General features: G+C 65.6%; 10 protein-coding genes. All 10 read left to right on the top strand.

Features of this window, described 5'->3' with window-relative positions:
* Nucleotides 1-11 precede the first annotated feature (11 nt).
* Nucleotides 12-905, top strand: a complete 894-nt coding sequence (locus JY96_RS10710) for a hypothetical protein (RefSeq protein ID WP_035037284.1) — start codon at nt 12-14, stop codon at nt 903-905.
* A 35-nt stretch (nt 906-940) separates the two neighbouring features.
* Nucleotides 941-2,092, top strand: coding sequence for a hypothetical protein (locus JY96_RS10705; protein WP_035037281.1), 1,152 nt, complete (start codon nt 941-943; stop codon nt 2,090-2,092).
* Nucleotides 2,093-2,234: 142 nt separating this feature from the next.
* Complete coding sequence (locus tag JY96_RS10700) at nt 2,235-3,575, top strand: tetratricopeptide repeat protein (RefSeq protein ID WP_052162932.1); 1,341 nt, start codon at nt 2,235-2,237, stop codon at nt 3,573-3,575.
* A gap of 82 nt (nt 3,576-3,657) precedes the next feature.
* Entirely contained in the window at nt 3,658-5,946 is a 2,289-nt protein-coding gene (locus JY96_RS10695) for a type VI secretion system Vgr family protein (RefSeq protein ID WP_035037278.1), read from the top strand.
* 22 nt (nt 5,947-5,968) lie between these two features.
* A complete protein-coding gene (locus JY96_RS10690) occupies nt 5,969-6,520 on the top strand; it encodes a DUF6484 domain-containing protein (protein ID WP_235333901.1) in 552 nt (183 codons plus the stop codon).
* A gap of 15 nt (nt 6,521-6,535) precedes the next feature.
* Nucleotides 6,536-7,639 (top strand): DUF2169 domain-containing protein, encoded by a 1,104-nt coding sequence (locus JY96_RS10685; RefSeq protein ID WP_035037276.1) that lies wholly within the window; start codon nt 6,536-6,538, stop codon nt 7,637-7,639.
* Nucleotides 7,636-8,667, top strand: coding sequence for a beta-ketoacyl synthase N-terminal-like domain-containing protein (locus tag JY96_RS10680; RefSeq protein WP_035037273.1), 1,032 nt, complete (start codon nt 7,636-7,638; stop codon nt 8,665-8,667). The genes JY96_RS10685 and JY96_RS10680 overlap by 4 nt, the downstream gene beginning before the upstream one ends.
* A complete protein-coding gene (locus JY96_RS24215) occupies nt 8,664-9,611 on the top strand; it encodes a PAAR-like domain-containing protein (RefSeq protein WP_052162395.1) in 948 nt (315 codons plus the stop codon). Before JY96_RS10680 ends, JY96_RS24215 begins: the two co-directional genes overlap by 4 nt.
* A gap of 26 nt (nt 9,612-9,637) precedes the next feature.
* Complete coding sequence (locus tag JY96_RS10670) at nt 9,638-10,564, top strand: hypothetical protein (protein ID WP_035037271.1); 927 nt, start codon at nt 9,638-9,640, stop codon at nt 10,562-10,564.
* A 12-nt stretch (nt 10,565-10,576) separates the two neighbouring features.
* Nucleotides 10,577-11,905, top strand: a complete 1,329-nt coding sequence (locus JY96_RS10665) for a TIGR02270 family protein (protein WP_035037270.1) — start codon at nt 10,577-10,579, stop codon at nt 11,903-11,905.

Below are 11,905 nucleotides of genomic sequence, written 5' to 3'. Positions count from 1 at the left end.
GGGAGTACGCCATGGCTTACCTGAAATGCAGCAGTTGCGGCAAGTGGTATGAAAGCTCGCAGGGCGGTTGCACCAACGCGGGCTGCGGCGCGGCAGACCGTTCGCGCACCAACCGCATCGCAACCGCACCCGTGCACCCCGTTACCAAGGCTCCCGTGCTGGTGGCGACCACGGCCAAACCCCGTCCCTTGCCCAGCTTGACCCAGCCCAAGCCGGTTGAACAGCCCAAGCAGCCATTGCAGGAAATCAGGCTCAAGAGCACCGCCTCCAGCCCGATGGCACCCGTGGCCCTGCCCGAGGCGGCCGGCGAGGCTTTGCTCGACACCGAAATGAACCAGCTCGAGGCGGGGCACCACATCCTCTACCGAGGCGATACACGCAGCCCCGCCCAGCTCAAGGGCTTTGGCGGCTTCACCGCGTGGGTGCCGCTGGACGTCGAGGGCGCGCGCCAGGTGGTGCGTCGCGGCATGGGGCAGAACTTCGCCATCACGCTGCCCACCAAGGCCAAGCGCCTGCAGGACCTGTTCAACAGCGACAAGTGCCAGAGCCTGACCTTGCTGACGCTGGCCCGGCAGATCAAGCTGGAGAAAGCGGGTGACACCTTCCACATCTCCACCGACCCCAGTGATGCGTGCGGCGGTTACGACAGCGGCTATGTGTATGCCATGCGCTTCAAGACGCTCTACATGGTCGACAAGGTGGGCAATTCCTCGCCGGCCAACTTCCAGAGCATCAGCCGTGTCAACACCAAGCTGGTCATGGACTCGACCCGGCTGCAGGACGCCAACGTCATCGCCGTGGCCATCGACCCCGAAGAGGTGGCTTTCCTCACCTCGGTCACGATGGCCCACATCTACAAGTACAAGGAACCCAAGGGCACGGTCTGGTACAAGATGCCAGCCTGAGCACCTGGCCTGCCACCCCAACCCTGTCACGCAGCATGATCAGCTATTACCAACTGGGCGCCGACAAGCAGCTCAATGAAATCGTCATGGCAGGCAGCCACGATGCGGGCATCACCGGCGGCGCCTCGAATGTGCAGACGCAGGATCTGGACATCCGCCAGCAGGCTGAAGCCGGTGTGCGTGTGTTCGACCTGCGCATCGCCGCGCAGACCATCGATGGCATCGGTGGCAAGGACGCCATGCTGCGCGCCTTCCACGCCGACGGCATGCTCAAGAAGGATGAAACCAAGTCCCGCTTCGTGATGGACGTGGGCCGCCAGGAAACCATCACCCGCACCAAACTGCGCGGCGGTGCTTTTGGCCTGGGGCTGACGCGCATGCTGGCCGAGGCCCGCGGTTTCGTGCAGGCGCACCCCGACGAGTTCCTCATCCTGAAGTTCGACAAGTGCAGCAACTGGGCGCTGATCGCCGAGACCTGTGTCAACGACCTGGGCGCCTTCATCTACAAAGGCACCGGCAACCTCAACACCAGGACCCTGCGCGACCTGCGAGGCAAGGTCATCGTGCTGTTCACCTCGGAGGGCGTGGTGGCCGTGCGCAAGCAGTTCCCGGTCAACAGTGGCATCCTGGGCATCCGCAACCTGTACGACAAGTCTGGCGACAAGACCTACTTCCCGGCCTACGACGGCCTGCAGTATTTCGGCAAGGGCGGTACCTCGGTGGCCAAGCCTTTTGGCAAGGTCGGGCAGAACGAGCGCAAGCAGGCCAAGCTGATGCAACGCGGCGGCCATGGCAACCCCGAGGTCATGGGCATGATGTACTGGACGAGCACCGGCCTGCTCGAAAGCATCGAGAACCGCAATGACACCATGTGGAATGGCTCCAATGTGGCCGCCTTGCGCCGCATGTGGAAAAAGGGCCTGTCGGACGCGATCGACGAACGCATCGCCCACCATGTGGACCCGACCTCGCACGCCTTTGGCAATGTGCTCAAGGCCTTCATGCCCAACATCGTGATGATCGACTTTGCCGATGACACCAAGTGCAAGACGATCTACGAACTCAACCACGTGGCCGCCACCGCCCTGACCGATGCTGCCCGGGCACTGGACGATGAAATTCAGCAGTTGCAGGCCAATTACGCGCAGTTGCAGCGCAATGTCCGCCAGCGTGGTGGGCGCGGCTAGTTTGAATCCGGCGGCCGGTGAGCACAATTTGGGGGTGGCCTCGGCGTGACTTTGGTCGCTTGGCCGTTTGAAGGCCATGCGCTCCACTGGCGGGATGATCCGGGTTGGGATGGACCAGCCCCCGCCAGAGGAGTTTGCAGCCATGAACACCGCCGCCGCCCAGCCTGACCAGCCCCAGGAAGTCACTTTCGATGACGCCTTGCAGATGGCCGTCCAGCTGCACCGCAACAACCAGCTCGAAGGTGCCGTGCAGCTCTACCAGCGCCTGCTGGAAGCCGTGCCCGGCCACCCCGATGTGCTGCACCTCATGGGCATGGCGCGCCACCAGATGGGCCAGTCCGACGAAGGCGTGAGCCTCATCGAGCGCGCCATCGAGGCCGAGCCCAACTACGCTGGCTACTTCAACAACCTGGGCAACATCTACATGGCCCGCGGCGAGGTGGCCAAGGCGCTGGGCGCCTACCAGCAGGCTGTCGAGCTTGACCAGGGCAATGCCGACCTGCACAACAACCTGGGTGCCCTCTACAAGGCGCAGCGCCAGTTCGACCAGGCCCACGCGTCGTACGAGCGTGCCATGCAGCTCGACCCGCGCCACGTCAGCGCCCACAACAACATGGGCCTGCTGTATGCCGAAAAGGGCGACCGCCCAGGCGCCATCACCTACTACATCAAGGCGCTGGAGCTGCTGCCGGGTGATTCATCCGCGCGCCGCTTGCTGGGCACCACCTACTACGCCATGGGCCGCATCGCCGACGCCGGCGAGGTCTACCGCCAGTGGCTGGAACAGGAGCCCGAGCACCCCACCGCGCGCCACATGTATGCGGCCTGCACCGGCCAGGGCGTGCCTGAGCGCGCCCCGGACGACTACGTCGAGCAGGCCTTCGACCACTTTGCCGAGAGCTTCGAGTCGGTGCTCAACGAGCGCCTGAACTACCAGGCCCCGCAGCTGTGCGCCGACATGCTGGCCCGCCACCTGCCGCCCCCCCAGCACCAGTTCGTGATGCTCGACGCCGGTTGCGGCACCGGCCTGTGTGGCCCCTTGATGGCGCCCTGGGCCCGTGCGCTGGCCGGCGTAGACCTGTCCAAAGGCATGCTCGACCGCGCCCAGACCAAGGGCGTCTACAGCGACCTGTACAAGGCCGAGCTCACCGAGTTCCTGCACCTCTCGCCCCGCCAGTGGGACGTGGTGCTGTCGGCTGACACCCTGTGCTACTTCGGTGACCTGGGCAAGGTCATCCAGGAGTCGGCCAATTCGCTCAAGCCGGGCGGCACCCTGGTCTTCACCGTCGAAGCCCTGCCCGATGAGGCTGAGCTGGCCCACCAGATCCAGCCGCATGGCCGCTATGCCCACCACCAGCAGCACATTGTCGAGGTGCTGAGCGCCGCGGGCCTGAGCCTGCTGGACATGGAAGGCGTCATCCTGCGGGAAGAGGGCGGCAAGCCGGTGAATGGCTGGCTGGTGGCGGCGCGTCAACTGGCCTGAGAGTCAGGCGCGTTCAAGGCTCGGTCGGCGGGTGACTTTGGTCGCTTTGCCGGCATGCCCGACTGAGGTCCACTAAGGCACCATGGCCAACCAAGCACCCATCACGCTCAGCTCGCCGCTGCCTGCTGCCGACCTGTTCCTCGAATCGATGAACGTGTCGGAGGGCTTGAGCCAGCTCGGCGGCATGCAGCTCAACCTGCTGAGCGAAAAGCCCGACCTGGCGCCCAAGGACCTGCTGGGCAAGCCGGTCACGCTCACCCTGCACCTGCAGGATGACGAAAAGCGCTTTTTCCACGGCTACGTCACCCGCTTCGGCCTGGGCACGCCTCGGGGCCGCTACTTCGCCTACCAGGCCGAGGTCCGCCCCTGGCTGTGGTTCCTCACCCGCACCAGCGACTGCCGCATCTTTCAGGAGATGTCCGTCCCGGACATCGTCAAGAAGGTGTTCGACGACCACGCCAGCGTGGCCCAGGTCAAGCTCAAGCTGTTTCGCAGCTACCGCCCCTGGACGTATTGCGTGCAGTACCGCGAAAGCGACTTCCAGTTTGTCACCCGGCTGCTGGAGCGCGAGGGCATCTACTGGTATTTCGAACACACCGACGGCAAGCACGAGCTGGTGCTGATGGATTCGCTGAGTGCGCACGACCCCATCACGGGCCAGAGCACCATCCGCTACATCGAAGACCCCAGCAACGCGCCGCCGGACCAGGAGTACATCTCGCAATGGACCTTCAGCCAGGAGGTCAAGACCGGCAAGATGGTGCTCACGAGCTACGACTTCGAGCGCCCCTCGACCTCGCTGCTGGTGGACGCCAGCCTGAGCCGCTCGCACGACCAGGCCTCGGCCGAGCGTTTTGATTTCCAGGGCGACTACATCCAGTCGGCCGACGGCAAGCAGTTTGCCGAAGACTGGCTCGACGAGGTGCAGGCACGCCATCACCGCCTGGATGGGGCGGGCAATGCCATGGGCCTGGAGGCCGGCCGCACCTTCACGCTGGCCAAGCACCCGCGTGAGGACCAGAACGCCCAGTACCTGCTGACCAGCGTGAAGATCCAGGCCCAGGTCGCCGTGTTCGATGCCGGCGAAAGCGGCAGCCAGTACAAGGTCAGTTTCGAGGCCATCCCGGCCACGCAGCAGTTCCGCCCGCCGCGCCTCACGCCCAAGCCTTTCGTGCAGGGCCCGCAGACGGCGGTGGTGGTCGGTCCCGGCGGCGAAGAAATCTTCACCGACAAGTACGGCCGCGTCAAAGTGCAGTTCCACTGGGACCGCCTGGGCAAGAAGGACGACAAAAGCTCCTGCTGGGTGCGCGTGTCGCAACCCTGGGCAGGCCAGAACTTCGGCTTCATGCACATCCCGCGCATCGGCCAGGAAGTGGTGGTCGACTTCCTCGAAGGGGACCCGGACCAGCCGCTGATCACCGGCCGCGTCTACAACGCGCAGCAGATGCCGCCGTGGGACCTGCCGGCCAATGCCACCCAGTCCGGCGTGCTCACGCGCTCGTCCAAGGGTGGGGCTTATGCCAACGCCAACGCCATCCGCTTCGAGGACAAGAAGGGCAGCGAAGAGCTGTGGCTGCACGCCGAAAAGAACCAGCTCACCGAGGTCGAGAACGACGAGGTCAAGTGGGTCGGGCATGACCGCACCAAGACGATCGACCACGACGAAACCGTGCACGTCAAGCACGACCGCACCGAGACGGTGGACAACAACGAGACGATCACCATTGGCGTGGACCGCACCGAGAAGGTGGGCAACAACGAGAAGATCAGCATCGGCGTGAACCGCACCGAAGACGTGGGCGCCAACGAAGACATCACGATCGGGGCCAACCGAACCGAGAACGTGGGCGCCAATGAAAGCGTCACCATCGGCGCCAACCGCAGCATCTCGGTGGGTGCCAGCGAAACCGCCACGGTGGCCATGCAGCGCACCCACACGGTGGGCGTCAACGAGACCATTGCCATTGGTGCCGCGCAGGAAGTGGCCATTGGGGCGGCGCAGTCCATCAACGTGGGCGCCAACCAGTCGACCAATGTGGGTGCCAGCCAGTCGATCAATGTGGGCTCGGGCCAGGCCATCTCGGTGGGCGCGGACCACAGCCTCCAGGTGGGTGGCGCACAGAGCGTGACGGTGGGCAAGGACCGCACGCTGCAGGTCAGCGGCAACGAGGCCGTCAAGGTGGGCAAGAACCTGATCATCGAAGCGGCCGATTCCATCTCGATCACGACCGGCAGCGCCAGCATCACGATGAAGAAGGACGGCACGATCATCATCAAGGGCAAGGACGTGACGGTGGAAGGCTCGGGCAAGATCAACGTCAAGGCCAGCAGCGACATGGTGCTCAAGGGCTCCAAGATCCTGCAGAACTGACGAGCCAGCAAGGCGTGAAGACATGAAGCCAAATGACCTCCCTGAGCACTCGCCGACGGCATCTGCCGAAGCCGATGACCTGCTGTCGCCTTTGTTGAACGGCCCTGCTGCCGGGCTGTTGCCGCAAGCGGTGCCTTTGCAGCGCCCGGTGCCGGGCGTGGTGGTGGGCACCTTGCTCGCCCTGACGGACGATGGCCAGACCCCCTTGGTCAGCTTTGCCGGCCAGCCTGGCCACGCCGCCTTGCCGGCTCGCAGCACGGTGGACCTGCATGGTGCGCACATCGGGCAGGGCGTGGTGCTGATGTTCGAGCAGGGCGATGCGCACAAGCCCATTGTCATGGGGGTGTTGCGCACCCAGGGCGCCTGGCCGCTGGCGGCGCAGCCTGCCACGGTGGACGTTGATGCGGACGGCGAGCGCATGACCGTGTCGGCCAAGGAGCAGCTGGTGCTGCGTTGCGGCAAGGCCAGCATCACCTTGACCAAATCCGGCAAGGTGCTGATCGATGGCAGCTATGTCGTGAGTCGATCGAGCGGGGTCAACCGTGTCAAGGGCGGCTCGGTTCAGCTCAACTGATCGCGTCGTACCGCCATGAACATCATCAACGCCACCCGCATGGTCGTGGGGTTCAACATGGGCCTGGAGCCCAGTGGGCGCGAGCTGCTGGTCGTGGTCATCAAGGGCACCTTTGTGCTGCCCAAGCCCGGTGAGCAGGTGCGGCTGCATGAGGTGCAGCTGCCGCTGGTGATGGCCGACACGTTCACGGGTGAGCCGGGCCGCAGCGCACCGGTGCACGAGATCGATTTCGCACCACGCAAGCGGCAATGTGATGTGCTGCTGATGGGCAGCGCGTATGCCCCTGCAGGGCAGTCGGTCACGCGCACGCAGGTCAGCCTGAGCGTGGGCGCGATGAGCAAAAGCTGCGATGTGGTCGGCCCGCGTGTCTGGGAGGCGGGCGTCACGGGCATCCGCGCTTCGCAGCCACAGGCCTTCACGCGCCTGCCCATCTCGTATGACCTGGCATTCGGGGGTGTCGACGATGCCTCCGGTGACCCGTCCGAGCACGAGGCCTTCATGCTCAACCCCGTTGGGCGCGGTTTTCACAAGCAGCTCAAGAACACCTGGGTGGATGGCCAGCCCCTGCCTTGCACCGAAGAGCCGGGCGAGCCTGTGAGCTGGCCGGCCAGCAGCTACAAGCCCATGGCATTCGGGCCGGTCGGGCGCGGGTGGCAGCAGCGCGCCTGTCATGCAGGCACCTATGACCAGCAGTGGCTCGACGAGGGCTTCCCCTTCCTGCCCAAGGACTTCGACGAGCGCTACTACCAGGCCGCACCGCTGGACCAGCAGATCCCGATTCCCCAGCAGGCACTGGATGTGCGCCTGGTCAACTTCACGCCGGATGGCCTCAGGCAGTTCACCTTGCCGTATTTCGAGGCGCCCGTGCATGTGTTTCCCAAGCAGGGCGAACGCGAGGACTTCATTGCCCAGCTCGACACCATCGTGTTCGAGCCCGATGAGGAGCGCTTCTCCATGACCTGGCGGGTGACGCGGCCTTTGAAGAAAAGCCTGCACGAGATCTCGCATGTGCTGGTCGGCAAGAAGGGACCCGAGTGGTGGCAGCAGCGCGAGCGTGTCGCCTTCCCGATCAAGGTCGTGATGGTGCCGATGTCGCCGCAAGAGGCTGAACCTGCATGAACACGCCTCACATCGCCATTCAGGGCCTGGGGCTTGTCACCTCGGTGGGCCTGGACGCTCCGGCCAGTTGCGCAGCCTTTCGCGGCAAGATCGGCAACCCCACCCAGACACGCTACATCGACAGCGCGGGTGAGCCCATCATGGCGCACCAGGTGCCCTTGGCGCAGCCTTGGGTCGGGCCGACCCGTCTGGCCAAGATGGCCGCGATGAGCATGGAAGAGGCGCTGCGCGACCTGCCTCGCAAGGAATGGGGCACCCTGCCCATGCTGCTGTGCGTGGCCGAGGCCGAGCGCCCCGGGCGCATGGAGGGGCTGGACGAGGCGCTGTTCAACCTGATCCAGGCCGAACTGGGGGTGACGTTTGCAGCGCGCTCGATGGTCATCACCCAAGGCCGCGTGGCGGTGGCGGTGGCGCTGGCGCAGGCGCGAGCCCTGATCACGCAAGGGCATTGCAAGCATGTGCTCGTGGTCGCGGCAGACAGCCTGCTGAACTGGCCGACCATGGGGCACTACGAGCGGGTCGGGCGTCTGCTGACCTCTCAAAATACCAATGGCTTCATGCCGGGCGAGGGCGCAGGCGCCTTGCTCGTGGGCCAGGCGCAAGGCCAGGCTGGCGAGCTGGTGTGCACGGGTCTGGGTTTCAGCCGTGAGCCCGCGCATCTGGACAGCGAGGCCCCTTTGCGGGCCGATGGGCTGTCGCAGGCGATCAAGGCCGCCATGAACGAGGCAGGCCGCCAGATCCACGACATGGACTTCCGCATCACCGACGTGTCCGGCGAGCAGTACTACTTCAAGGAGGCTGCGCTGGCCTTGTCGCGCACCATGCGGGTCCTCAAGGAGGCATTCGATATCTGGCACCCGGCCGAGTGCATGGGCGAAGCCGGCGCGGCCGCGGGGGTGGCGGTCGTGGCCCTGGCTCAGGCCGCCTGTCGCAAAGGTTATGCGCCGGGGCCGAACGTCCTTGCGCACATGGCCAATGATGCGGGGCAGCGTGCGGCCCTGTCGCTGCAATACCGGGTGGCGCGATGAGCAACGAGGTCTATGCCAACAACATGGAGGTGGCTTGCAAGGCCGCCGATGGCAAGTCCATCTGCGCCTTCCCCGATGTCTGCATGACCCCACCCCAGACGCCGGCCACGCCACCCGGCGTGCCCATCCCGTATCCGAACACCGGCATGGCGTCGGACACGACAGATGGGTCGAGTTCCGTCAAGATCTCCAACCAGGAAGTGATGCTCAAGAACAAGAGCAGCTTCAGCAAGAGTTCAGGGGACGAGGCCGGTTCAGCGCCCATGAAGGGGGTCGTGACGCACAAGAACATGGGCAAGGTGTTCTTCAATGCCTGGTCGATGGACGTCAAGGTCGAAGGCGAGAACGTCGTGCGCATGCTGGACCTCACCACGCACAACCACGGTTCGGTGCCTGGCAACTCGCCGACCTGGCCTTATCTCGACAAGCCCGCCATGTCGGCGCCGGGCGGTGTGTGCCATGGCATGGAGCACGTGATGTTGTTGCCCAAGGTGCCGGGTTGCCCCAAGAAAAACGGCGAGCACCAGACGCCGCACCACCTCATCCCGGGGCGCTGTACCAAGGGCATGAGCGGCTTCAACTACGACAAGGCGCCGTGCATCTGTACCCTGGGCAAGAACCAGCACACCGGCAGCCACAAGGCTTGCCACCGGCGTTTTGACAAGGTCGAGCGCTACCACTTTGAAGAAGGCAAGGACTTCAAGTACGGCACGGCACTGGACACGGCCGCAGGCTCGGCCGGTGGCGCCATGGACCCGCCCCGTGATCTGAACGACAACGAGAAGGCCTGTGTCAAGGCGCAGCTGGACGCCTACTATTCGCAAAAGCCGCCCGATGGCCCCGGTTGTACCGCCGACACCAAACTGACCGCGTCGGGTGCGCCGGGCAAGGTCAATGATGACTATGAAGCCTACAAGACATCCATGAGCGCCGGCACCTGGTAAGCAAACACCAACAGGCAAGAACACCTATGGCAAAGAACGCACGCATCTACTTCACGAAGGCCGTGGCCACCAGCACGGGCGACGCCTTCCTGGCTGGCCATGTGCAGGACCAGGGCCAGGACCCTACTTTCACGCGTTTCGTCAAGGCGGGTGACGCCGGCTGGGTGCACCTGGGCGACCTGGGCGCCGTGGCCTATGGCGCCATCGCGGTGCCGGTGCCGCAGTCCCCCCGCCCCTGGATCGCCGTGCTGGGCCGCGACGGGCCTTTGCGCCTGTACAAGCCCGGCCAGCAGCCTGCGGACATCGACATCCCGCGCAAGGACAAGTCAGCCGTGTTCGAGGGCCTGTGTGCGGCCAGCGATGGCCTGTACGTTTGCGGCGGGCAGCGCGAGGTGTTGCGCTTCGCCGATGACCAGTGGCAGTCCGTCGATCAGGGCTTGTTCGAGAAATTTGACGGCAGCAACGATTGTTCGCTGTTCTCCGTGGCCGAACTCGCGCCTGGGCGCCTGCTCGTGGTGGGCGGCAAGGGCTTCATGGCCTGCCGCGTCAACGGCGGTGCCTGGAAAACGCTGGACTCGGGGACCAACCTCGATCTGCATTGCGCCCTGGCCGCAGGCGATGGCTCGGCCTGGGTCAGCGGGGATGGTGGCACCTTGCTCAAGATCGCAGCGGACCTGGCTTCGGTACAGGATTGCAGTGCACCCGAGCTGAGCAAGCGCAGCTTTGACTGCCTGGCCCTTTACCAGGGTGCCTTGTACGTGACGGCTTTCAACGAGTTGCTCGTGTGGGCCCCCGGCCAGGCGCCTGACAAGGTGAAGGCGCCGTTCAAGGCCGGCTCCGAGTTCCACAGCGTCAACGCCGCAGGCGATTACCTGTGGGTCACGGGCGACGAGCATGCCTACAGGCTGGGGCCGAAGGGCTGGCAGTACTTCCAGTGCCCGGACAACGTGTAAAGGGCTTGCAAGGTGAGCATCCCGCTGGTGTTGCAACAGCATGTCGATGATGCGGTGAGCCTGCGCCAGGTTCGCTCGGTGTTGCTGCGTGCGCCGCATGTGCAACTGCATCGCCTGCGTCGACTGGACGAGCGCATTGCGGCGCACCTCGACGGCGTGGCCGTGGCCGGGCCCGAGGGCCTGGCGATGCTGCAAGCCGGGCTGGCCTCGCCTGGTGCGGGTGTGGTGTTTGCGCTGGCCGTGTGCGCCCTGCAAGGTCGCGATGCCGCGGTGCTGCAGCGCCTGGTCAAGCTGGCGGCAAGCTTGCCGGAGGCCGAGCGTGGCTTCCTGTCCGCCTTGGGCTGGGTGTCGTCCGAAGACCTGCAAGGCACGGTGCGAGCCCTGTTGGGCAGCACCGTGCCGGTACACCGGGCCTGGGCCCTGGCCGCTTGTGCCATGCACCGTGTCGATCCGGGTGCCGTGCTGGCTCAGGCCGTGCAGGATGCGGATGCCGGCGTGCGCGCACGGGCCTGGCGGGTGGCCGGGCAACTGGGGCGCCGTGATCTGGCTGATGCAGCGCGTCTGGCCGTGTCCGCACAAGCCGGGCCGGTGCACGACGAGCACGCCACGGTGGTGCTGGGGGCAGGCGGTTCGCCGGCGGATGCCCTCGCTGACCGGCGCGCGGCGGCCTGGGCGCTCACGCTGTGGGGTCAGGGCCAGAACGACCTGGTGCGCCAGGCGCTGCTGGCTGTGCCGCCCGGTCAGACCTGGCCGCAACAGGACGCCCATCGTCTGGCCACCATGGCCGCACCGATGGACTGGGGCCGTGAGCAGGTGCGCAAGCTGGCCCCCCTGGCCGAAAACAGTGCCCCGGCCAAACGCCGCATGATGCGCATGGCCGCCTGGGTGGGCGATGTGCAGGTCATGCCCTGGTTGATTCACCACATGGCCGACGACAACTGGGCGCGCCTGGCGGGCGAGGCGTTCAGCCTGATCTCGGGCGCCGACCTGGCAGCATGCGGGCTGGAGCGCAAGCCACCTGAAGGCCTGGAGCCTGGTCCCAACGACAACCCCGAGGACCACGACGTGGCCATGGACGAAGACGACAGCCTGCCCTGGCCCGATCAAGCCAAGGTCCAGGCCTGGTGGCAGGCGCAGGCCGCACGCTTCAAGGTCGGGCAACGCTATTTCGTGGGTGAGCCACCCAGCGCAGGGCACGCCCTGGTGGTGCTGCAAACCGCCGGGCAACGCCAGCGCATCATGGCCGCCGAATACCTGTGCCTGCTGAACCCGGGCAGCGTGATGCTGCCGGTGGCGGCGCCTGCCTGGCGGCAAAGCCGCTGGTTGAATGCGAGGGGCTGA

This window comes from Aquabacterium sp. NJ1 (assembly GCF_000768065.1).
Lineage (GTDB): Bacteria > Pseudomonadota > Gammaproteobacteria > Burkholderiales > Burkholderiaceae_C > Aquabacterium.
Note: the sequence above shows the minus strand (reverse complement) of the source record. Positions and strands in the feature narration are given on the sequence as shown.

Bases quoted from the DNA above. Each gene is read 5' to 3' on its own strand.
- JY96_RS10710 (WP_035037284.1), top strand. From the start codon at position 12: ATGGCTTACCTGAAATGCAGCAGTTGCGGCAAGTGGTATGAAAGCTCG.
- JY96_RS10705 (WP_035037281.1), top strand. From the start codon at position 941: ATGATCAGCTATTACCAACTGGGCGCCGACAAGCAGCTCAATGAAATC.
- JY96_RS10700 (WP_052162932.1), top strand. From the start codon at position 2,235: ATGAACACCGCCGCCGCCCAGCCTGACCAGCCCCAGGAAGTCACTTTC.
- JY96_RS10695 (WP_035037278.1), top strand. From the start codon at position 3,658: ATGGCCAACCAAGCACCCATCACGCTCAGCTCGCCGCTGCCTGCTGCC.
- JY96_RS10690 (WP_235333901.1), top strand. From the start codon at position 5,969: ATGAAGCCAAATGACCTCCCTGAGCACTCGCCGACGGCATCTGCCGAA.
- JY96_RS10685 (WP_035037276.1), top strand. From the start codon at position 6,536: ATGAACATCATCAACGCCACCCGCATGGTCGTGGGGTTCAACATGGGC.
- JY96_RS10680 (WP_035037273.1), top strand. From the start codon at position 7,636: ATGAACACGCCTCACATCGCCATTCAGGGCCTGGGGCTTGTCACCTCG.
- JY96_RS24215 (WP_052162395.1), top strand. From the start codon at position 8,664: ATGAGCAACGAGGTCTATGCCAACAACATGGAGGTGGCTTGCAAGGCC.
- JY96_RS10670 (WP_035037271.1), top strand. From the start codon at position 9,638: ATGGCAAAGAACGCACGCATCTACTTCACGAAGGCCGTGGCCACCAGC.